21 protein-coding genes are annotated in these 22307 nt (G+C 65.7%); 8 read left to right on the forward strand and 13 right to left on the reverse strand.

Annotated elements, in window-relative coordinates; translation table 11 throughout:
• Positions 1–9 precede the first annotated feature (9 nt).
• The gene (locus XH96_RS01935) at positions 10–540 is read left to right on the forward strand and encodes a hypothetical protein (protein ID WP_194390819.1); all 531 of its coding nucleotides are present in this window, start codon (positions 10–12) and stop codon (positions 538–540) included.
• A gap of 142 nt (positions 541–682) precedes the next feature.
• On the opposite strand, the gene XH96_RS01940 is transcribed toward XH96_RS01935, so the two are convergent.
• Both XH96_RS01940 and XH96_RS01945 read right to left on the reverse strand, forming a co-directional pair.
• Positions 683–1270 (reverse strand): DUF4337 domain-containing protein, encoded by a 588-nt coding sequence (locus XH96_RS01940; protein ID WP_194393998.1) that lies wholly within the window; start codon positions 1268–1270, stop codon positions 683–685.
• An 84-nt stretch (positions 1271–1354) separates the two neighbouring features.
• Positions 1355–2320 (reverse strand): tyrosine recombinase XerC, encoded by a 966-nt coding sequence (locus tag XH96_RS01945; RefSeq protein WP_194390820.1) that lies wholly within the window; start codon positions 2318–2320, stop codon positions 1355–1357.
• A gap of 111 nt (positions 2321–2431) precedes the next feature.
• Between XH96_RS01945 and XH96_RS01950 the strand changes: the two genes are divergently transcribed.
• Positions 2432–4639 (forward strand): primosomal protein N', encoded by a 2208-nt coding sequence (locus XH96_RS01950; RefSeq protein ID WP_194390821.1) that lies wholly within the window; start codon positions 2432–2434, stop codon positions 4637–4639.
• A gap of 230 nt (positions 4640–4869) precedes the next feature.
• On the opposite strand, the gene XH96_RS01955 is transcribed toward XH96_RS01950, so the two are convergent.
• Positions 4870–5373, reverse strand: a complete 504-nt coding sequence (locus XH96_RS01955; RefSeq protein WP_194390822.1) for a septal ring lytic transglycosylase RlpA family protein — start codon at positions 5371–5373, stop codon at positions 4870–4872.
• A gap of 650 nt (positions 5374–6023) precedes the next feature.
• Here XH96_RS01955 and XH96_RS01960 point away from each other — a divergent pair.
• The 5 genes from XH96_RS01960 to XH96_RS01980 all read left to right on the forward strand — a co-directional run bounded on the left by XH96_RS01960 (position 6024) and on the right by XH96_RS01980 (position 11172).
• On the forward strand, positions 6024–6584 hold the full coding sequence (locus XH96_RS01960; RefSeq protein ID WP_131874110.1) for a F0F1 ATP synthase subunit delta: 561 nt from the start codon (positions 6024–6026) through the stop codon (positions 6582–6584).
• Positions 6584–8113 (forward strand): F0F1 ATP synthase subunit alpha, encoded by a 1530-nt coding sequence (gene atpA / locus XH96_RS01965; RefSeq protein ID WP_061880207.1) that lies wholly within the window; start codon positions 6584–6586, stop codon positions 8111–8113. Before XH96_RS01960 ends, atpA begins: the two co-directional genes overlap by 1 nt.
• Positions 8114–8287: 174 nt before the next feature.
• Positions 8288–9160, forward strand: coding sequence for a F0F1 ATP synthase subunit gamma (locus XH96_RS01970; RefSeq protein WP_194390823.1), 873 nt, complete (start codon positions 8288–8290; stop codon positions 9158–9160).
• 83 nt (positions 9161–9243) lie between these two features.
• Entirely contained in the window at positions 9244–10677 is a 1434-nt protein-coding gene (gene atpD / locus XH96_RS01975; RefSeq protein WP_131874106.1) for a F0F1 ATP synthase subunit beta, read from the forward strand.
• An 87-nt stretch (positions 10678–10764) separates the two neighbouring features.
• Positions 10765–11172 (forward strand): F0F1 ATP synthase subunit epsilon, encoded by a 408-nt coding sequence (locus XH96_RS01980; RefSeq protein ID WP_028177716.1) that lies wholly within the window; start codon positions 10765–10767, stop codon positions 11170–11172.
• Positions 11173–11342: 170 nt separating this feature from the next.
• On the opposite strand, the gene XH96_RS01985 is transcribed toward XH96_RS01980, so the two are convergent.
• The 10 genes from XH96_RS01985 to proB all read right to left on the reverse strand — a co-directional run bounded on the left by XH96_RS01985 (position 11343) and on the right by proB (position 21094).
• A complete protein-coding gene (locus XH96_RS01985; protein WP_194390824.1) occupies positions 11343–11843 on the reverse strand; it encodes an RNA pyrophosphohydrolase in 501 nt (166 codons plus the stop codon).
• Between the two features lie 124 nt (positions 11844–11967).
• A complete protein-coding gene (locus XH96_RS01990) occupies positions 11968–12474 on the reverse strand; it encodes an RNA pyrophosphohydrolase (protein ID WP_194390825.1) in 507 nt (168 codons plus the stop codon).
• A 76-nt stretch (positions 12475–12550) separates the two neighbouring features.
• Entirely contained in the window at positions 12551–13774 is a 1224-nt protein-coding gene (locus XH96_RS01995) for a divergent polysaccharide deacetylase family protein (protein WP_194390826.1), read from the reverse strand.
• A gap of 141 nt (positions 13775–13915) precedes the next feature.
• Positions 13916–15277, reverse strand: coding sequence for a S41 family peptidase (locus XH96_RS02000; protein ID WP_194390827.1), 1362 nt, complete (start codon positions 15275–15277; stop codon positions 13916–13918).
• The gene (locus XH96_RS02005; RefSeq protein WP_194390828.1) at positions 15274–16599 is read right to left on the reverse strand and encodes a murein hydrolase activator EnvC; all 1326 of its coding nucleotides are present in this window, start codon (positions 16597–16599) and stop codon (positions 15274–15276) included. The genes XH96_RS02000 and XH96_RS02005 overlap by 4 nt, the downstream gene beginning before the upstream one ends.
• A gap of 34 nt (positions 16600–16633) precedes the next feature.
• The gene (gene rlmH / locus XH96_RS02010) at positions 16634–17116 is read right to left on the reverse strand and encodes a 23S rRNA (pseudouridine(1915)-N(3))-methyltransferase RlmH (RefSeq protein WP_194390829.1); all 483 of its coding nucleotides are present in this window, start codon (positions 17114–17116) and stop codon (positions 16634–16636) included.
• 110 nt (positions 17117–17226) lie between these two features.
• Complete coding sequence (gene rsfS / locus XH96_RS02015; RefSeq protein WP_024338888.1) at positions 17227–17583, reverse strand: ribosome silencing factor; 357 nt, start codon at positions 17581–17583, stop codon at positions 17227–17229.
• A 212-nt stretch (positions 17584–17795) separates the two neighbouring features.
• Entirely contained in the window at positions 17796–18440 is a 645-nt protein-coding gene (locus XH96_RS02020) for a nicotinate-nucleotide adenylyltransferase (protein ID WP_194390830.1), read from the reverse strand.
• A 19-nt stretch (positions 18441–18459) separates the two neighbouring features.
• A complete protein-coding gene (locus XH96_RS02025) occupies positions 18460–19767 on the reverse strand; it encodes a glutamate-5-semialdehyde dehydrogenase (protein WP_194390831.1) in 1308 nt (435 codons plus the stop codon).
• Between the two features lie 205 nt (positions 19768–19972).
• Positions 19973–21094, reverse strand: coding sequence for a glutamate 5-kinase (proB, locus tag XH96_RS02030; protein ID WP_194390832.1), 1122 nt, complete (start codon positions 21092–21094; stop codon positions 19973–19975).
• A 204-nt stretch (positions 21095–21298) separates the two neighbouring features.
• On the opposite strand from proB, the gene XH96_RS02035 reads away from it, so the two are divergent.
• Entirely contained in the window at positions 21299–22264 is a 966-nt protein-coding gene (locus tag XH96_RS02035) for a Bug family tripartite tricarboxylate transporter substrate binding protein (RefSeq protein WP_194390833.1), read from the forward strand.
• The last annotated feature ends 43 nt before the right edge of the window (positions 22265–22307 follow it).

Genomic DNA, 22307 nt, shown 5'->3' on the forward strand with positions numbered 1-22307 from the left:
GGGAAACATATGCTGCGCCGCCTTCTTCAACCGGTCTGGGTCCTGCTTGCGATCATCTTCCTGATCGAAGCCTGGCTGTGGGACCATCTCGAGCCGATCGTTGCCAAGGTCGTCGCAGCCATCCCGCTGGCGCGGTTCAAGCATTGGCTGACGGAGCGCGTCAATGCGCTGTCGCCGGCCATGACGCTGATCGTGTTCGCGGTCCCCATCGTCCCGCTGTTTCCGCTCAAGCTGGTCGGCCTCTGGCTGCTCGCGCACGAATACTGGACCAGCGCGGTCTTCATGATCGTGTTCGCAAAGCTGGTCGGCGTCGGCGTCACTGCCTTCGTATTCGACGTGACGCGCCACAAGCTGCTGGAGATGCACTGGTTCGAGCGGATCTACGATCTGGTGCTGAAGGTGCGCGCCAAGGCCGCCGAACTGGTCGATCCGATCAAGCGCCGCATCAGGGAGCTGATCGCCGGCAACGGCGAGGGATGGTCGTCACGAACGCTGCGCATGATCCAGCGCTTCCGCAGGAGCGTGCACCAGGCGCGCTAGCTGCCGAAGGCATGCGCCTCTATCCTCCGTCATTGCGAGCGCAGCGAAGCAATCCAGAATCCTTCCGCGGAGGCAGTCTGGATTGCTTCGTCGCTTCGCTCCTCGCAATGACGCTGAGAGAGACGAGCGATCGCTGCTCACCTCAATGCAAATGCAACAGGTGCGGCCACCACAGGCCGAGCGCGGTCATGATCAGGCCGGCGATCGTCAGTACGCCGCTGACATAAGCAAGCGCGAGCATGCCGGTGATGATGGTGGCGGAGGCCAGCACGATGCCGATCTGGAACGCGGCGGAGGCCAGCTCGAAATGGTGGTATTTCGCGGTCGCCTCGTCGCGCGCATGCTCGGCGTGCTTGGCCTTCTCGGCGAGCTGCTCGGTGCCTTCGCCGGTCTCCGGCTCGGAGCGGTAGCGCTGTGCGGTCTTGGTCCAGTCGTCGATCTGCTTCTGCACGGCCGGCTTCTGGGCCTCGTCCGCGGCGGCGAGCGTCAGCTTGCCCTGCTCGGCCGCGGTCACCACCACGGTGCGGCGGATGCTCTTGGCCTGGAAGAACGCCCAGAGATTGGCAGCCTCGACGTTCTTGCTGATCGATTCGGTCTGGGCACCCTTGCCGAGCGTCTCCGAGATCGCCAGGAACAGCGCCAGCACCGCGATCAGGAGCGCGATCTTCTTGTTCGAGCCGGACGCGTGTTCGGCGTGCTCGGCATGCTCCATGCTTTCGTGGGCGCCCATCATGTCTCTCCTGTCTCGGTTCCCCACGATTTGACCGAACCGTGGACGCCGCGCAAGAGGCACGCGAGCTATGACGAGAGTGTGTCAGCGCCGCGGATGCGCGCTCGCATAGACTTCGAGCAGCCGCTCGGAATCGATGCCGGTATAGACCTGCGTCGTCGAGAGCGAGGAATGGCCGAGCAATTCCTGGATGGCGCGCAGGTCGCCGCCGCGCGAGAGCAGATGCGTGGCGAAGGAATGCCGGAGCGCGTGCGGCGTGGCGCTGTCGGGAAGGCCCAGCGCGCCGCGCAGCCGCTCCATCGCGAGCTGGATGATGCGCGGGCTCAAGGGCCCGCCGCGCGCGCCGACGAAGATCGGCCCCTCCGCGGGTAGCGGATAGGGGCACATCGAAACGTACTCCTGCACCAGCTCCAGCACGTTTTGCAGTACCGGCACCATGCGGGTCTTGTTGCCTTTGCCTGTCACGACCAGCACGTCGCCTTCGCCGGGACGCGGCACCTCGCGGCGCTTCAGGCCGAGCGCTTCGGAGATGCGCAGGCCCGAGCCATACAGCAGCGCCATCACCGCAGCGTCGCGCGCCAGGATCCAGGTCTCGCGGTCCTCGCCGGCGCGCTCGTCGGCGTCGGCCAGGCGTTTTGCGGAGGCCATCGGCAGCGGTTTCGGCAGGCTCTTGGCCACCTTCGGTGCGCGAATCGCCGAGAGCGCACCGACCTTGCCCTTGCCCTCGCGCTCGAGGAAGCGCCCAAACGAGCGCAGGCCTGCGAGCGCACGCATCAGGCTACGTCCGGCAATGTCGTCGGCCCTGCGCATCGCCATGAACGCGCGGACGTCGGTGGCCTCCAGCGCCGCGAAGCGCGCGAGGGTGACGCGCTCGCCCCAATGATTGCTGAGGAAATCCAGGCACTGCCGCAAGTCGCGGCCATAGGCCTCCAGCGTCTTCGGCGACAGCCGCCGCTCGGCGCCGAGATGCGACAGCCAGCGTGCCATCTCCTGCGCGATCGAGGGATCGGCGCTGGCGAGCTCGATTCTTGGGGCGGCCGCTTTGCTCATGCGCTCTGGACGTGGTGATTCCGTACAGTATATCGCATCACACTCGTTTATCGTTCGCTAAGGCCGGCCCGCGGCGCTAGCCTGAAGTCCCCGAGTTCCGATTCTCCACCCATGGATCACACACCGCGCAGCCCCGCCTCCGCCCACGCGACCGGCATGGTCGACGTGCTGGTGCCGGTCGCGCTCGACCAGACCTATTCCTACAAGGTGCCGCGCGGGATGGAGCTGAAAGCGGGCGATCTCGTCGGCGTGCCGCTCGGGGCCCGCGAGGTGCTGGCGGTGGTCTGGGGCGAGAACGCCAATCCCGATCCGCGCCTGCACAATCGCCTCAAGGAGGTCAGCGAGAAGCTCGACATCCCGCCGCTGAAGCCCGAGCTGCGCTCGGTGGTCGACTGGGTCGCCAATTACACGCTGAGTCCGCGCGGCATGGTGCTGCGCATGTGCCTGCGCATGGGCGAGACTCTCGGCCCGGAGCGGGTGCGCGCCGGCGTTCGCCTGGTCGGCGATCCCCCGAAGCGCCTGACGCCGGCGCGGCAGAGGGTGATCGCGGTGCTGTCCGACCGGCTGCTGCACGGCAAGTCCGAGGCGGCCAAGGAAGCGGGCGTCTCCTCAGGCGTGATCGACGGCCTCGTCGACGAAGGCACGCTCACGGTCGAGCCGATGCCGCCGCCCCCGCCGCCGCCCGCGCCAGATCCTGATTTCGGCCGGCCGGATTTCTCGCCGCTGCAGCGTGCCGGCGTGGATGCGATGCGCGCGCTCGCGGCCAACGGCACCTTCCATGTCGCGCTGCTCGACGGTGTCACCGGCTCGGGCAAGACCGAGGTCTATTTCGAAGCCGTGGCCGAGGTGATCCGTCGCGGAAAACAGTCGCTGATCCTGATGCCGGAGATCGCGCTCACCGGCCAGTTCCTCGACCGCTTTGCGCAGCGTTTCGGCGTGCGGCCGATCGAATGGCATTCCGAACTCACCCCGCGCACCCGCGCGCGCAATTGGGCCGCGATTTCCGAAGGTTCAGCGCCGGTCGTGGTCGGCGCGCGCTCGGCGCTGTTTCTGCCCTATGCCAATCTCGGCCTCATCATCGTCGATGAAGAGCACGACCAGGCCTACAAGCAGGACGACGGCGTGCATTACCACGCCCGCGACATGGCGGTGGTGCGCGCGCATATCGCAAAAATCCCGGTCGTGCTGGCCTCCGCGACGCCGTCGGTGGAGTCCGAGGTCAATGCGCGCAAGAGCCGCTACCAGCGCATCGCGCTGCCTTCGCGCTTCGGCGGCCAGCACATGCCGCATATCGAGGCGATCGATCTGCGGCGCGAGCCGCCCGCGCGCGGCCGCTTCATCTCGCCGCGGCTTGCCGGCGAGATCAGAATCGCGATCGAGCGGCGCGAGCAGGCGCTGCTGTTCCTCAACCGCCGCGGCTATGCGCCGCTGACCTTGTGCCGTGCCTGCGGCCATCGCTTCGCCTGCACCATCTGCGATGCCTGGCTGGTCGATCATCGCTTTCGCCAGCGCCTCGTCTGTCACCATTGCGGCTTCTCGATGCCGCGCCCGCACATCTGCCCGAACTGCTCGGCGGAGGAATCGCTGGTCGCGGTCGGGCCCGGTGTCGAGCGCCTGCAGGAGGAGGCGGCCGCGCTGTTCCCGGAAGCGCGCACCATGGTGCTGTCCAGCGATCTCATCACCTCGATCGAGACGATGCGCTCGGAGCTCGCCGAGATCGCGGAGGGCCGCGTCGACATCATCATCGGCACGCAGCTCGTGGCGAAGGGCCACAATTTCCCGCGGCTCAATCTGGTCGGCGTGGTCGATGCGGATCTTGGCCTCAGCAACGGCGATCCGCGCGCCGCGGAGCGCACCTGGCAATTGCTCAACCAGGTGATCGGCCGCGCCGGACGCGAGCAGGGCCGCGGCGTCGGCTACCTCCAGACCCACCAGCCCGATCATCCCGTGATGAAGGCGCTGATCGCCTGCGACCGCGAGGCCTTCTACGACAGCGAGATCGAGCTGCGCGAGAAGACGCTCTATCCGCCGTTCGGCCGGCTCGCGAGCCTGATCATCTCGGCCGGCGACCGCCCGAGCGCGGAAGGTTTCGGCCGCAAGCTCGTTGCGCTCGCGCCGCGCGACGAGCGCGTGGTGGTGCTCGGCCCGGCGGAAGCGCCGCTCGCCGTCATCAAGGGCCGCTACCGCTTCCGCATCCTGGTGAAATCGGCGCGGGGCTTCGATCTGTCGGACTATTTGCGCAACTGGCTCGCCGTCTGCCCGAAGCCGACGGGCAATCAGAAGCTCGAAGTGGACGTCGATCCGCAGAGCTTCTTGTAAGCGCCACTGTCACCAAATGCTTGGTCGTCATTCCGGGGCGCGACGAAGTCGCGAGCCCGGAATCCATTCCTCCACCAACTCTGCCGCGCGATGCATTCCGGGTTCGCGCTGCGCGCGCCCCGGAATGACGACAAAAAAAGCCCGCGGTCCCCCAAGACCACGGGCTTGTCTCACGCGCGCAGCAAACTGATGGAAACTACGCGTGCGAGGAGAGGCGTTGAAGCGCCCCTTTAGGAAACGACTTCCGCGGTGACGCGGCCGACGCCGGCACCGGTGAGGCCGATGGCGCGGGCAGCGCCGGTGGAGAGGTCGAGGACACGGCCGCGAATGAACGGACCGCGGTCATTGATGGTGACGACCACGCTCTGGCCGCGATGGGTGACACGCAGCTTGGTGCCGAACGGCAGTGAACGGTGCGCCGCGGTCATGGCGTTCTGGTTGAAGCGCTGGCCCGACGCCGTCCGGCTGCCGGACTCGTTGCCGTAAAAGGAAGCCATGCCGGAGAAGCTGCGGCCCGTGCCGGAGGTTGGCGTCATCGACGCATTGGCGTTGCGCCAATCGGAGGTCGCGTTGGTGTCGGTCTGGGCGTGGTGGCGGTGATGATGATGGTGCCGGTGATGCCGGGATTTGGCGGACGCTTCGGTGGCGGTTCCACCGATGAGGAGGGTTGCGGCGACGAAAGCGATCGCCGTACGCGGCCGGGTCACAAAGCCCAGCGTCTTCAAAGACAGCATTTATTGGTCCCTAAGCTAGTATTGCCACATGTGTGGCTAGTGGAGCCCCCATCAGTTTGTGAGCGGTTTGGCGTTTCGATTCCCAATGAGGCGTGAATTGGGCAGTAAATTGGGTATGTTTCGTCATGAAACATCTTGTTACCGTTGTGCGATAATCAGAGGATGTTCCGTAATCTTCGGCTTTAACGATTCATTAACCTCATGATTACTTCGTAATACTGTAAAACGAAGTGATCGCTTCGATTGTTCAGAATTCGGTAAGTATTCGGCCAGTGGAACCGGCGCCTTCGAAATCACGCCTCAGCGATCCGTGTTCATGGCCGCTATGCGCTAGGGGCGGGAACCAAACGCCGGGAGGCTCCCGGCAATTTCCGCAATGCGGGAGGTCATCAGCCCGAACGCGTCAGCGACGCCGTCGCGGCGTCGTCCGCTGCGACGAACTGGCGAGAGAACCTCGTGCCTTTAATTTGGCGTCATGTTGCACGTGCGCGCCTGCTATGTTAGCAAAGCCGCGATTTTAACGAGCCCGGCACCTCCCGTGCTGGTCGAAAATCGAAGTCCCGCTTGAATTCCAAGGGCTTGGATCGCTAGGCGCCGCTTCGTGGCGACGGTTTTTCCCTTGCGAGTTTGACAGCAAAAAGAGCGCGTCTGTGGCTGCAGAAGATACGTCCGTTTCAGGTGTGTCCGGCCGTTATGCAACGGCCTTGTTTGAACTGGCCCGCGACCAGAAAGTGGTCGACGAGGTCAAAGCCGATCTCGATAAATTCGATGCCCTGCTGAACGAGAGCGCGGATCTCAAACGCCTCGTCCGCAGCCCGGTGTTCGCGGCCGACGCCCAGTCTCGGGCCCTCTCGGCCGTGCTGGCCAAGGCCGGGATCGCCGGCATCTCCGCCAACTTCCTCAAGGTGCTGACCGCCAACCGCCGCCTGTTCGTGGTGGCCGACGTCATCCGCGGCTACCGCGCCCTCGTCGCCAAGTTCAAGGGCGAGACGACGGCCGACGTCACCGTGGCGGAAGCGCTCTCGGACAAGAATCTCGATGCCCTCAAGGTTGCCCTGAAGTCGGTGACCGGCAAGGACGTCGCGCTGAACGTGAAAGTCGATCCTTCGATCATCGGTGGCCTCGTCGTCAAGCTTGGCAGCCGCATGGTGGATGGTTCGCTTCGCACCAAACTCAATTCGATCAAGCACGCGATGAAAGAGGCAGGCTGATGGACATCCGCGCCGCGGAAATTTCCGCGATCCTCAAGGACCAGATCAAGAATTTCGGCCAGGAAGCTGAAGTCTCCGAAGTCGGACAGGTGCTGTCCGTCGGCGACGGTATCGCCCGCGTCTACGGTCTGGACAACGTCCAGGCCGGTGAAATGGTCGAGTTCGAGAACGGCACCCGCGGCATGGCGCTGAACCTCGAAACCGACAACGTCGGCGTCGTTATTTTCGGTGCCGACCGCGAGATCAAGGAAGGCCAGACCGTCAAGCGTACCCGCGCCATCGTGGACGCGCCGGTCGGCAAGGGGCTGCTCGGCCGCGTCGTCGACGCGCTCGGCAACCCGATCGACGGCAAGGGCCCGATCCAGGCCGAGAAGCGCATGCGCGTCGACGTCAAGGCGCCCGGCATCATTCCGCGCAAGTCGGTGAGCGAGCCGATGGCGACCGGCCTCAAGGCGATCGACGCCCTGATCCCGATCGGCCGTGGCCAGCGCGAGCTGATCATCGGCGACCGCCAGACCGGCAAGACCGCGATCGCACTCGACACCATCCTGAACCAGAAGCCGCTCAACGCGCAGCCCGACGAGAACATCAAGCTGTACTGCGTCTACGTCGCGGTCGGCCAGAAGCGCTCCACCGTCGCCCAGTTCGTGAAGGTGCTGGAAGAGCAGGGCGCGCTCGAATATTCGATCGTCGTCGCCGCCACCGCCTCCGATCCGGCGCCGATGCAGTACATCGCGCCCTTCACCGGCTGCACCATGGGCGAGTACTTCCGCGACAACGGCATGCACGCGGTCATCATCTATGACGACCTCTCCAAGCAGGCCGTCGCCTACCGCCAGATGTCGCTGCTGCTGCGCCGCCCGCCGGGCCGCGAAGCCTATCCGGGCGACGTGTTCTATCTGCACTCCCGCCTGCTCGAGCGCGCGGCGAAGCTGAACAAGGACCAGGGCTCGGGCTCGCTGACGGCGCTGCCGGTCATCGAAACCCAGGCCAACGACGTGTCGGCCTACATCCCGACCAACGTCATCTCGATCACCGACGGCCAGATCTTCCTGGAAACCGACCTGTTCTTCCAGGGCATCCGTCCTGCCGTGAACGTCGGTCTGTCGGTGTCGCGCGTCGGCTCCTCGGCGCAGACCAAGGCCACCAAGAAGGTCGCCGGCAAGATCAAGGGCGAGCTCGCGCAGTACCGCGAAATGGCGGCGTTCGCGCAGTTCGGCTCCGACCTCGACGCCTCGACCCAGCGCCTGCTCAACCGCGGCTCGCGCCTGACCGAGCTCCTGAAGCAGCCGCAGTTCTCGCCGCTGAAGATGGAAGAGCAGGTTTGCGTGATCTGGGCCGGCACCAACGGCTATCTCGATCCGCTCCCGCTCAACAAGGTGCGCGCGTTCGAGGATGGCCTGCTCTCGCTGCTGCGCGGCAAGCACGTCGACATCCTCAACGCGATCCGCGACAGCCGCGATCTCGCCGACGACACCGCTGGCAAGCTGAAGTCGGTGGTCGAAGGTTTCGCGAAGAGCTTCGCGTAACAACGCCGTCATGGCCGGGCTAAAGCGCGAAGCGCGTCTTCGCAACTGAAGTCCCGGCCATCCACGCCTTGCTGCGTGGAATGTGAAGACGTGGATGCCCGGGACGAGCCCGGGCATGACGACAGAGATAGGCTAGCGGCTTGATCCGAGGGATCGAACCGTCGGGGACGAAGAATGGCGTCACTTAAAGACATGCGCGTCCGCATCGCCTCCACCAAGGCGACGCAAAAGATCACCAAGGCCATGCAGATGGTTGCAGCCTCCAAGCTGCGCCGTGCGCAGACTGCCGCGGAAGCGGCGCGTCCCTATGCCGACAAGATGAGCGCGGTGATCTCCAACATCGCCAGCGCCGCCGCGGGCTCGCCCGGCGCGCCGGTTCTGCTGGCCGGCACCGGCAGGGATCAGGTGCATCTGCTGCTGGTCTGCACCGGCGAGCGCGGCCTGTCCGGCGCCTTCAACTCCTCGATCGTGCGCCTGGCGCGCGAGCGCGCCCTCGCGCTGATGGCGCAGGGCAAGGACGTGAAGTTCTTCTGCGTCGGCCGCAAGGGCTACGAGCAGCTGCGCCGCCTGTTCGACAAGCAGATCGTCGAGCATCTCGATCTGCGCAGCGTCCGCCAGCTCGGCTTCGTCAACGCCGAGGACATCGCCAAGAAGGTCCTGGCCCGTTTCGAGAACGGCGAGTTCGACGTCTGCACGCTGTTCTATTCGCGCTTCAAATCGGTGATCGCGCAGATCCCGACCGCCCAGCAGGTGATCCCGCTGGTCGTCGAGGAGAGCGCTGCTGCGAGCACCACGTCCTACGAATACGAGCCGGAAGAGGACGAGATCCTCACCCGCCTTCTGCCGCGCAACCTCGCGGTCCAGATCTTCCGCGCGCTGCTCGAGAACAACGCCTCGTTCTACGGTGCGCAGATGAGCGCGATGGACAACGCGACGCGCAACGCCGGTGAAATGATCCGCAAGCAGACGCTGGTCTACAACCGCACGCGTCAGGCGCAGATCACCAAGGAACTGATCGAAATCATCTCGGGCGCCGAAGCCGTCTGATCAAGGCGCGTCGGTACCCATCATACGCAACATCCCGGTCACGCTGACCGTGGTTTAGAAGTTCGGATCGAAGGAGACATTCAATGGCAGCCCAGGTCGGTCGCGTCACCCAGGTCATCGGCGCCGTCGTCGACGTGCAGTTCGAAGGCCACCTCCCGGCCATTCTCAACTCGCTCGAGACCAAGAACGGCGGCAACCGCCTGGTGCTCGAGGTCGCCCAGCATCTCGGCGAATCCACCGTGCGCACGATCGCGATGGACACCACCGAAGGTCTGGTCCGCGGCCAGGAAGTGACCGACACCGGCGCGCCGATCCGCGTTCCCGTCGGTGAAGGCACGCTCGGCCGCATCATCAACGTCATCGGCGAGCCGATCGACGAAGCCGGCCCGGTCAAGTCGGAAGGCCTGCGCGCCATCCACCAGGAAGCGCCGAGCTACACCGACCAGTCGACCGAAGCCGAAATTCTCGTCACCGGCATCAAGGTCGTGGACCTGCTCGCGCCCTACGCCAAGGGCGGCAAGATCGGCCTGTTCGGCGGCGCCGGCGTCGGCAAGACCGTGCTGATTCAGGAACTGATCAACAACGTCGCGAAGGCCCACGGCGGCTACTCCGTGTTCGCCGGTGTCGGCGAGCGCACCCGCGAGGGCAACGACCTCTATCACGAGTTCATCGAGTCCAAGGTCAACGCCGATCCGAAGAATCCGGATCCGAGCGTGAAGTCGAAGTGCGCGCTGGTGTTCGGCCAGATGAACGAGCCGCCGGGCGCCCGCGCCCGCGTCGCGCTCACCGGCCTCACCATCGCAGAGGACTTCCGCGACAAGGGCCAGGACGTGCTGTTCTTCGTCGACAACATCTTCCGTTTCACCCAGGCCGGCTCGGAAGTGTCGGCGCTGCTCGGCCGTATTCCTTCGGCGGTGGGCTATCAGCCGACGCTCGCCACCGACATGGGCGCGCTGCAGGAGCGCATCACGACCACGCAGAAGGGCTCGATCACCTCGGTGCAGGCCATCTACGTTCCGGCCGACGACTTGACCGACCCGGCGCCCGCGACCTCGTTCGCGCATCTTGACGCGACCACCACGCTGTCGCGTTCGATCGCCGAAAAGGGCATCTACCCCGCGGTGGATCCGCTCGACTCGACCTCGCGCATGCTCTCCCCGCTGGTCGTCGGCGAGGAGCACTACGCCGTCGCCCGTCAGGTCCAGCAGGTGCTGCAGCGCTACAAGGCGCTCCAGGACATCATCGCCATTCTCGGCATGGACGAGCTTTCGGAAGAGGACAAGCTGACGGTGGCCCGCGCCCGCAAGGTCGAGCGCTTCATGTCGCAGCCGTTCCACGTTGCCGAAATCTTCACGGGATCGCCGGGCAAGTTCGTCGAGCTCGCCGACACCATCAAGGGCTTCAAGGGCCTGGTGGAAGGCAAGTACGATCACCTGCCGGAAGCCGCCTTCTACATGGTCGGCACCATCGAAGAAGCGGTCGAGAAGGGCAAGAAGCTCGCCGCTGAAGCGGCTTAAGAGGCGAATGGCGAATGGGGAGTAGCGCATCGTCCGCTGCTCCCGACCGCCACTCGCTATTCGCCACTCGCTATTCGCAGGTTTCCCATGGCCACCTTCCACTTCGATCTCGTCTCTCCGGAAAAGCTCGCCTTCTCGGGCGAGGTCGATCAGGTCGACATCCCCGGCGTCGAGGGTGATTTTGGCGTGCTGGCCGGACATGCGCCGGTCGTGGCCGCGATCCGCCCGGGCATTCTCACCATCACCAGCGGCGGCAGGCACGAGAAGGTCATCGTGCTCGGCGGCATCGCCGAAGTCTCCGACAAGGGCCTGACCGTGCTCGCCGACGTCGCGACGTCGCTGGCCGAGCTCGACCGTGCCCAGTTCGCCGAGACGATCGCGGAGATGGAAGAGGGATTGAAGGAGCACGAAGGCGGCGAGCTCGATCACGCCATCGAGCGGCTCGACCACTTCAAGAGCATCCAGCAGCAGCTCAGCTCCACGGCTATGCACTAAGCCCCGGGGCACCGCTCCGGGGCTCAAATCTGCAATTTCTGAACAGTTTCAGCGCTCGTCACGGAAGTGGCGGGCGCTGAAACTTTGTTGCGGGATCGCTGGAGCTGCCGCCGATTTTATCGCGACGTGTCAAACACTTCGCTACTGTGCATGGGGTTGTTTTCGCCCCTTCAGCTTCCGAAGGCAGCAAACTCTCGCGCCACGGCGCGGTACACGTCGCGGCGGAACGGCACCACGAGATCGACGACACGGTCGAGGCGCTCCCAGCGCCAGGCGTCGAACTCGGCGGGCTGGCCGTTGCGCGGTGTCAGCGGATCGATCTCGTCGTCGCGGCCGGTGAAGCGCAGCGCGAACCATTTTTGCCGCTGGCCTCGGAATTTCGCCAGCCGGTGCGTCTCCGGCCCGTCGTAAGGCGGGAACTCGTAGGCCAACCAGTCGGTTTCGCCGAGAAAGTCGGCGCTCACGACATTGGTCTCCTCCCAGAGCTCGCGCATCGCCGCATCGCGCAGATCCTCGCCCTCGTCGACACCGCCCTGCGGCATCTGCCAGTCGAGCCCCGGCAGGATGATCTCCGGCCCGTCGCCCTTGAAGCGGTGGCCGATCAGCACACGGCCGTCGGCATTGAATAGCGCGATCCCGACGTTGGGGCGGTAGGGTTTTTCATTGGTCACGCGCGGATCCCTTGTCGTCATTCCAGGGCGATGCGAGGCACCGAACCCGGAATATCGAGGCTCTCAGGTGCGCAATTGCGCACTGGGGGTTCGATACTTCGTATCGCCCCGGAGCGACAGTGGATCATTCATCCGCCAGCGCAGAAAATTCCTTCACCACGCGCTCGTAGACCGGGCGCTTGAAGGGGATGATCAACTGAGGGAGATTCTTCATCGATTCCCAGCGCCAGCTCACGAATTCCGCCTTGTGGCCGCCACCGCCGGGCTTCTCGACATTGATCTCGCTGTCCTTGCCGGTGAAGCGCACCGCGTACCATTTCTGGCGCTGGCCGCGGTAGCGGCCCTTCCAGGCGCGCCCCGCAACCGTGCGCGGAATGTCGTAAGTGAGCCAGTCCGGGACTTCCCCGAGCCGCTCGACCGAGCGCACGCTGGTCTCCTCGTAGAGCTCGCGCTTGGCGGCTTCCCAGGTGTCCTCGCCGGGGTCGACGCCGCCCTGCGGCATCTGCCAGACATGGGTGTCGTCGACATGCTCGATGCCGCCGGCGCGGCGGCCGATGAACACCAGTCCCTTTGGATTGAGCAGCATCACACCGACGCAGGTCCGGTAGGGCAGATCCTCGTAACGCGCCATTCCGCCAGACCTCTCGCATGCCTCAGGTCCGGCTTGATGCGGCCCCGCGGGAGCCGTGCCGTACCAATTCGTTGATTTAGCTGGATTTTGATTTCAGCATCGCGGTTGTCAATGGCACCAAAAGGATACCTCGGTCGCCCAATGTCTTGGTCCAGGCGCCGATGCGCTCGATCGAGACGGGCAGGGCCGAGGCCGTGCCGACAGCGATGCCGCGTTCGCGTGCGGTCGATTCGAGCTTGTTGAGGGCGCGGTCGATCTCGGTCGGCGTCGGCACCACGTCGATGGCGATGTCGCCCCTGCCGAACGGCATGGCCTGGTTCGCCGCGGCCTGGGGCGCGATGCTGCGCGGCGAGGAGCCGTCGTCGAAGAAGCCGAGGCCGCGCTTGGCCGCCTCGCGGATGATCGGCTGCATCGCCGGCTCGGTCGCGATGAATCGCGCGCCCATGAAATTGGTGAGGCCGGCATAGCCTTGCATCCGGCTCAGGTGCCAATAGAGACGGTCCATGTTCTGGTCCGGGCTGAGCGAGGTCAGCAGCGTCTGCGGTCCCGGATCGTTGTCGGGGAAGTCATAGGGCTCCATCGGGATCTGGAGGAAGATCTCGTGGCGCTGCGCGCGGGCGCGCTCGGCGAGCTTGCCGGGGTCGGCGCCATAGGGCGTGAAGGCCAGCGTCACCGCCGCCGGCAGCTTCATGATCGCGTCGGTTGTCTTGGCGGCGCCGACGCCGAGGCCGCCGATCACGATCGCCACCACGGGCATCTTTGCGACCTTGGCGCGGTCGGCGTCCGCCGCATAGACGTCGAACGGCTTCAGCCCGTCAGCGGCCACCGGGATCATGCCGTAGCGCGATTTCTCCAAGAGCTTCGGATTGATTCCGGCCATGACGGGCGGCGGGGCGGATGCTGCCTCGCCCCTGTCGGCGGCGTCGCCACCGCCGATCACCACGTCGTGGCGGGCGCCGGTCGAGCCGTCGATCATGGTGATGGTCTTCTGCTCACCGGGGGCGGCCTGCTTCGGCGCCTCCTTGGTCTCGTGCTTGCCCTCCGGCTTGGTCTCCGAGCCGTGGCCGGAGGCCGCCGGCTTCTCGTCCGTGGCATCGGGAGCGCGGATCGCGATCCGGGTCATCGGCTCGCCGCCGAGCGGATCCTTGTTGAAGATGGCGAAGCCGGCAAAGGTGAGGAGGAAAAGTCCGAGCAGGACGGCAAGCAGCTGCATGGCCGTGAACGGCAGCCGCAGCCGGCGTTTCCGGCGCGGCTTGTCCTGTCCGAGCGGCGCACTCAGATCATCGGCCGTTTCAGTCATGCGAGATCCCGAATCACTCCAGCCGACGATACCATGCCGAGGTCAAGCGGCGGCAGGCCGGGATAGGCCGGGGATCGGACTTGCAAGCAAAAGGGCAGCTCCAGGAGCCGCCCTTTTCGTCAGATCGCAGAATGCGAGGACTCAGTTCGCCGCTTTTGGCTTGTCGGTCGTCGCCTTGTTGTCGTTGCCCGGCGTGGGCGCCGCGGAGGCGCTGTTCTTGATGCCGTGGAGCAGGTCGCCGGCGAGCTTGAGCGCCTTGTCGTCCTTGGCGTCCGGCGGGACGTAGGACTGCGAGCCGGTCTTCTCGTCGCCGTCGTTCTTCAGATGGCCGCGCAGCGAGGCCTCGCCCTTGGTGTCGGTGCGCGACTTCAGCTCGTCCGGCACGTCCTGCAGCACCTCGATGTCGGGCACGATGCCCTTGGCCTGGATCGACTTGCCCGACGGCGTGTAGTAGCGGGCCGTGGTCAGCCGCAGCGCTCCGTTGCCACTTCCGAGCGGAATGATGGTCTGCACCGAGCCCTTGCCGAACGAGCGCGTGCCGACGATCGTCGCACGCTTGTGGTCCTGCAGCGCGCCGGCGACGATTTCCGACGCCGAGGCCGAGCCGCCATTGACCAGCACGATGACCGGCTTGCCCTTGGTCAGGTCGCCCGCATGCGCGGTGCGGCGCTGGGTCTCCTCGGCATTGCGGCCGCGGGTCGACACGATCTCGCCCTTCTCAAGGAACGAGTCGGAGACGGTGACCGCCTCCTCGAGCAGGCCGCCCGGGTTGTTGCGCAGGTCGATGATGAAGCCCTTGAGCTTGTCGGCGCCGATCTGGTTCGTGAGGTTGCCGACCTCGCGCTTCAGGCCTTCGGTGGTCTGCTCGTTGAAGGTGGTGATGCGGATGTAGCCGATGTCGTCCTGCTCGACACGCGCGCGCACCGAGCGGACGCGGATGTTGTCGCGCACGAGCGTCACGTCGAGCGGATTGTCCTGACCCTTGCGGATGATCTTGAGCTTGATCTTGGTGTTGACCGGACCGCGCATCTTCTCGACCGCCTGGTTCAGGGTCAGGCCCTGCACCGCCTCGTCGTCGAGATTGGTGATGATGTCGTTGGCCATGATGCCGGCGCGCGAAGCGGGCGTGTCGTCGATCGGCGAGACCACCTTGATCAGGCCGTCTTCCATCGTGACCTCGATGCCGAGGCCGCCGAACTCGCCGCGGGTCTGCACCTGCATGTCGCGGAAGCTCTTGGCGTCCATGTAGCTCGAATGCGGATCGAGGCCGGTGAGCATGCCGCTGATGGCGGATTCGATCAGCTTGGTGTCATCGGGCTTCTCGACATAGTCGGAGCGCACGCGCTCGAAGACGTCGCCGAACAGATTGAGCTGGCGATAGGTGTCCGCGGTGGCGGCTCGTGCGCTTGAGCCCATGAATACCGCGCGGGGCTGGGTCACGAACAGCGTCAGCGCTGCACCGGTGGCGGCGCTGAGGAGGATTACTGAAGTCTTGCGCATCATCCGCGAACCTTCTCGCCTTCATTTGCGGCCCACCATGGGCCTGGATCGATTGGAGTGCCGTCTTTACGGAACTCGACATACAGCACAGGTTGACTCGCGTTCGTGGCGAGAATGGAGGCGACTTGAGAGGTCGACCCCATGGTCGCGACCGGCTCCCCCGTGAGCACAAACTGTCCGATGTTGACCGAAATGCGCTCCATCCCGGCGATCAGGACATGATACCCGCCACCGGCGTTGAGGATCAAGAGTTGTCCATAGCTGCGGAACGGCCCGGCATAGACCACCCAGCCGTCACACGGCGTCGTGACCTGGGAGCCGGGCTTGGTGGCCAGCGAAATCCCCTTCTGGACCCCGCCAACCCCATCGGAACCGCCAAAGTCCCTGATCTTGTTACCGTTAACCGGCAGAGGCAGGAGTCCCTTGGCGGAAGCGAAGGCGATCGCCGGGGTGGTGCGGGACTTGTCCTTGAAAGCGCCTGGACCCGACTTGGCGCTGGCGGCCGCTTTCGCCTCGGCCTGCCTTGCGGCCTCCGCGGCCTTCTCGGCAGCCTTGGCGGCGCTTTGCAGGTCCTGCTCCATCTTGGCGATCAGCCCCTGGAGATCGCCGACCTGCCTTGAAAGCGCGATGGCGCGCGAACTCTCGGCGTCCAGGTCCTTCTCGCGCGCCGCCTGCTGGCGTTGCCGCTCGTCGACCAAAGCCGCGAGCCGAGTCTGATCGTTGCGAACCCTGTCGCGGTCTGAGGCGAGCTGGTCGCGCTCGGTGGCGATGGCCTTGCGCAAGGCCACGAGCTCGCCGAGCTCGGCCGCGATCTTCTCCGCGCGGCCGCGCAATTCCGGCACGACGGCGCCGAGCAGCATCGCTGTGCGCAGCGATTGCAGCGCATCTTCGGGCCGCACCAGCAGCACCGGAGGCGTGCGCCGGCCGGCGCGCTGCAAGGCCGCGAGCACTTCGACGATGTCGGCACGGCGCGAATCGAGCGAAGCACGCATCTGCTGCTCGCGGCCGTTCAGCGCGCGCAGCCGCGCTTCGGCCTCGTCGATCTTAGTCTCCACGGTGCGCACATTGGCGGCGGTCTCGATCAGCTGCTGATTGAGTTGGGTGCGGTCCTGGCCGAGCGCGGTGATCTCGGCCTTGAGCTTGGCCTGCGCTTCTTCCGCGCTCTTCTGCCTGGCGCGCGCAGCTTCCAGCTCCTGCTCGCGCTGCTTGATCGCGTCGGGCGAGATGGCTGCGGTCTGGGGCGCCGGTGTTGCCGTCTGGGCTTGCGCGAGGCTTGCGCCGGCGACGTTGGCGATCAGCAGCAGGTTGAGAATCGGCGCTCGCATCGCTTCTCGGCAAAAGTGCCCGTTGTGGCGCGCATCACGCGCGGTGATAGGGATGGCCGGCCAGAATGGTGGCGGCCCGATAAAGCTGTTCCAGAAGCATGACGCGGACCATTTGGTGCGGCCAGGTCGCAGAGCCGAACGCGATCGCGAGCTTGGCCTTACGGCGCAATTCGGGCGAAAGTCCGTCCGCCCCTCCGATCACGAAAATAGTATGTCCGATGCCTTCGTCGCGCCAGCGCCCGAGATGCCGTGCGAATACGGTGGAGTCGAGATTCTGGCCGCGTTCGTCCAGCGCCACCAGGACGGATCTTTCCGGGATATGCGCCGAGATCGCCGCGGCCTCTTCGGCCATCCGTGTCGCGGTATCGCGCGCGCGGCTCTCGGGAATTTCGTGGATGCTGAGCTCGCGGAATCCAAGCTTGCGGCCGGCCTCGTCGAACCGCTCGAAATAGCGGTCGGCAAGCTCCCGTTCGGGGCCCTGCTTGAGCCGGCCCACCGCAATGACAGCAACACGCATGATATCTTCGGGGTCTGATATCTTCAGGGTCGCGCTTCAGGACCGCGCGCAACAAGCGCGCGCACGACGCTAGCATGCGCGTCAGCCGATTCGAAATCGGCTCGATGAGCCTAGATCGCCTTCGCCGCCCCTGGGCCCTGCGTGTACAATCTCTCGAGATTGTAGAACTCGCGGACCTCGGGTCTGAACACGTGCACGATCACGTCGCCGGAATCGATCAGCACCCAGTCGCAATTGGGCAAGCCCTCGACATGGATGTTCTTGATGCCGTTTTCCTTGAGGCTCTTGGTGACGTTTTCCGCGATCGCGCCGACGTGCCGGTTCACCCGGCCGGTGGTCACGATCATGTAGTCGGAGTACGCCGATTTGCCGCGAAGGTCGATGGTGACCGTCTCTTCCGCCTTCATGTCCTCGAGGCGGGAGAGGATCAGGCTCAGCGTCTTGTCGGCGTCGGGTTGCGCCTTCAAGGCCGCAGCTTTGGTCGATGTTTTACGCGTAGGCTTGGCAACCTTGGGTAAAACAGGCTTCGTCGAAGCTGACTTGGACAATACAGATGTGGTCAGGGACCATTCCTTTCACTGTATCGCGAACGCCGAATCCGGCGCTCACTGGTTACACTACATCATGTGGGGTTAAGGGTTTCAATATGCCAGAGAGCCTTCAGCCCGCACAGTTCGTCTCACTTCGTACCTTTCCAGCTCCCGTCCGGGTTCCGCAGGCCCGTCGAGGAGAGGTTCAGCTTCAATCCGGTCAGGAAGACCCAGGCGGGCGCCCGCCGATCCGCAAGTCCTGCTGCCTTCGTCTCGGGCAGGCGGTAGCGCGATAACGCCTGGGCGGCGGGGGAGGCGAGGGCACGAAAACTCTGCGGCGGGCGATCGATGATGGCCATCGGCACCTGGGCGGCGATGCGCCGCCAGTCCTGCCAACGGTGGAATTGAGCGAGATTGTCGGCGCCCATGATCCAGACAAAGCGCAGGCCAGGGAAGCGGCGGCGCAACGTGTTGATCGTGTCGATAGTGTAGCGCGTACGGATGACGGATTCGAGACAGCTCACCTCGATGCGCGGATCATCAGCGACGTCGCGTGCGGCCTGCATGCGCTCGCCGAGCTCGTGCAGCGTGCCGTTCTCCTTCAGCGGATTGCCGGGCGTGACCAGCCACCACACGCGATCGAGCTGCAATCGCTTCAGCGCAAACCGGCTGATGGCGCGATGCGCCTGATGCGGCGGATTGAAGGAGCCGCCGAGCAGGCCGATGCGCATGCCCGGCGTGTGGGGCGGGACCGCTTGCGCCGGGGAACGCGGCACGACGAAATTGTTGCTCAATGCCGGCGCCTCGCGACGTCTACGGCCGGGTCTGCCCGGTGCCGTGGACGCGATATTTGAAGCTCGTCAACTGCTCGGCGCCGACCGGACCGCGGGCGTGAAACCGGCCGGTGGCAATTCCGATCTCGGCGCCGAAACCGAACTCGCCGCCGTCGGCAAACTGCGTCGAGGCGTTGTGGAGCACGATCGCGGAATCGACCTCGCTCAGGAACTTGTTCGCCGCAGCCTCGTCCGCGCTCACGATTGCATCGGTGTGATGCGAGCCGTGGTCCTGGATGTGCGCGATCGCGCCGTCGACGCCGTCGACCACCTTCGCCGCGATGATGGCGTCGAGATATTCGGTGTCCCAATCCTCCTCGCTCGCCGGCTTGACGCGCGCATCGGCCTTCTGCACGGCGTCGTCGCCGCGCACCTCGCAGCCGGCATCGAGCAGCATCTCGACCAGCGGCTTCAGGTTCTTCGCAACAGCGGCGCGATCGACCAGCAGCGTCTCGGCCGCGCCGCAGACGCCGGTGCGTCGCATCTTGGCATTGAGCACGATCGACTTCGCCATTGCGAGGTCGGCGCTGCCGTCGACATACACGTGGTTGACGCCTTCGAGATGCGCGAACACCGGCACGCGCGCCTCCTGCTCGACACGCGCGACGAGGCTCTTGCCCCCGCGCGGCACGATCACGTCGATCGCACCGTTCAGGCCTGACAGCATCATGCCGACCGCGGCGCGGTCCCGCGTCGGGACCAGCGTGATCGCAGCCTCGGGAAGGCCCGCTTCGCGCAGGCCCTGCACCAGGCACTCATGAATGGCACGGCAGGAGCGAAAACTGTCGGAGCCGCCGCGCAGGATGACGGCATTGCCGGACTTCAGGCACAGCACGCCGGCGTCCGCCGCAACGTTCGGACGGCTCTCGAAGATCACGCCGACGACGCCGAGCGGCACGCGCACGCGCTCGATGGTCATGCCGTTCGGCCGCTGCCAGCTCTCGGTGACGACGCCGATGGGATCGGCGATGCCGCGGACGATGGCGATCCCTTCGGCCATGCCCTCGATCCGCGCCGGCGTCAGCGTCAGGCGGTCGATGAAGGAAGCGGTCATGTTGCCGGCGGCGCGGGCTTCGGCGACGTCCTCGGCATTGGCGGCGAGAATCGCAGCAGAGCTTGCGCGGATCGCCCGCTCCATGGCCTCGAGTGCCCGGTTCTTCTGCTCCGGCGGCGCCAGCGCCAGCACACGCGCGGCAGCGCGGGCTCTTGCGGCGAGATCGGACATCAGCGCCAAGAGATCGCCAGCTCGATCGGCATTGCCGTCAACGGCTTTGAGGGGGGCGGCCATGGGGTTCAACCTTCTGCTAAGGCGGTGTCCTAGCACGGAAATCCCGCTTTTGCGAAGGGTCGGGAGGGTATGGCAGGTCTCCCCGATGGGTTGGCATTGGCTCACCCCGGACGTCATGGCCGGGCCTGTCCCGGCCAACCACGACCTTCGCGCGGTACCAAGAACGTGGATGCCCGGGACAAGCCCGGGCATGACGGCAGGGGTTCTACCCACCCACCACCAGATCGTCGCGGTGGATCATCTCCGAGCGCCCGCTGATGCCGAGGATGGCCATTACATCAGGCGAAGAGCGGCCCTTGATCCGCTCGGCGACCTCGGCGTCATAGGCGATCAGGCCGCGGCCGACCTCGCTGCTGTCGGGGCCGCGGACGATGACGGCATCGCCGCGGGCGAACTGGCCCTCCACCTTGATCACGCCGGCCGGCAGCAGGCTGGCGCCGGCGCGCAGCGCCGTCACGGCGCCGGCATCGATCGTCAGCGTGCCCTTCGGCTCCAGCGTGCCTGCGATCCAGCGCTTTCGCGAGGTGATGGGGTTGGCCGGCGTCAGGAACCAGGTGCAGCGGCCGCCATTGGCGATCGCCTGCAGGGGATGCTCGATCTTGCCGGAGGCGATCAGCATGTGCGTGCCGCCCGTCGTGGCGATCTTGGCCGCCTCGACCTTGGTGCGCATGCCGCCGCGCGACAGCTCGGACTCGGCGTCTCCCGCCACCGCCTCGATCTCCGAGGAGATGCTCTCGACCACGGGAATGAGCTTTGCGTCCGGGTTGTTCTTCGGCGGGGCGTCGTAGAGCCCGTCGATGTCGGACAGCAGCACGAGCAGGTCGGCGCTCGCCATGGTGGCAACGCGCGCGGCGAGGCGGTCATTGTCGCCGTAGCGGATTTCGTTGGTGGCGACCGTGTCGTTCTCGTTGATCACGGGGATGGCGCGCCATTCCAGCAGCTTGCCGATGGTGGAGCGGGCGTTGAGATAACGGCGGCGCTCCTCGGTGTCCTGGAGCGTCACCAGGATCTGGCCGGCGCCGATGCCGTGCGCCCCCAACACCTCGGACCAGATCCGCGCCAGCGCGATCTGGCCGACCGCGGCGGCGGCCTGGCTCTCCTCCAGCTTCAGCGGGCCGCGCGGCAGCTTGAGGCGGCTGCGGCCGAGCGCGATCGAGCCGGAGGAGACGACGAGGACGTCGCGCCCTTCGTTGTGCAGCTTGGCCATGTCGTCGGCGAGCGCGGCGAGCCAGGACGCCCGCACCTCGCCCTTGTCGGAATCAACCAGCAGCGCGGAGCCGACCTTGACGACGATACGGCGGAATTGACTGAGTTCGGGGCTGGCCATGTGGGTATGTGTTGGCGCGCGTGGCGAATTGCTCTGCATCGGAAGCGGCGGAGCGAAAGAGCGGCGCCGGTGAGGCCTGCTTTTGCAGCAGGACGATGGCCGGCGCAAGGCGGGCGAGATGGTAAACGGCCAACCCCGGCCTTGTCTTGGATGCCGTTCAGGTTCTAATGCCGGCAACCAAAAACGGGGCTGGAGAGGAAACCTATGGACCGCCGCAAATTCATGACCGGATGCCTCGGCCTGCCGCTCCTGGCGCATGCGGGTGGAGCGCAGGCGCAGGCCGGGCTGAGCAAGATCATCTTCCCGTTCGCAGCGGGAGCCGGCGGCGATACGCTGTGCCGCCTGATCGCACATGAGATGGCCCCGGTGCTGCAACGGACCATCGTGGTCGAGAACCGCACCGGCGGCGACGGCCTGATCGGGATCAAGGCGGTGAAAGGTGCAAGCCCCGACGGCAGCATGGTGCTGGTGACGACCGGGCCCACCATGTACCTGCTGCCGATGGTGGAGACGACACCGAGCTTCGACACGGCCAGGGACTTCATGCCGGTGTCGCTGCTGGCACGGTTCGAGTTCGCCGTCGTGATCGGCCCGGGGATCGACGCCCCGGATTTCAAGAGTTTTGCCGCCTGGCTGAAGGCGCATCCCGACAAGACGTCGTTCGGCGTGCCTAGCAACGGCACCATCCCTCATTTCACCGGCTCCAAGCTCGAGAAGGATCTCGGCATTGCCATGACCCGCGTGCCCTATCGCGGCAGCGCGCCGATCCTCAACGACCTCGTCGGCGGCCACATCTCGTTCGGCATCGTGACACTGGCCGACGCGCTGCCGCAGCACCGCGCCAAGGGCGTAAAGATCGTCGCGGTCGCGAGTGCCGAGCGCTCGCCGTTCGCGCCCGACGTTCCGACGCTGAAGGAGAGCGGCATCGATCTCGTTGCAGACGCCTGGTACGGCATGTGGCTTCCCGCCGGCAGCCCGCCGGAGTTTGCGACCAGGCTCGGCGCGGCCGCGAGCGCGGCGCTGGCCAAGCCCGAAGTGAAGGAGAAACTGACGGCGATCGGGATGATCCCGGTCGGCAGCAATGCAGATGGGCTCACCAAGGAGCTGGCAGCGAACATCGCCTTGTGGCAGCCGATCGTGAAGGCGACGGGCTACAAGATCGAGAATTGAGCTTTCTCCTCCGTCATTGCGAGGAGCCCTTGCGACGAAGCAA

It is taken from the genome of Bradyrhizobium sp. CCBAU 51765 (genome assembly GCF_015291725.1).
GTDB lineage: Bacteria > Pseudomonadota > Alphaproteobacteria > Rhizobiales > Xanthobacteraceae > Bradyrhizobium > Bradyrhizobium liaoningense.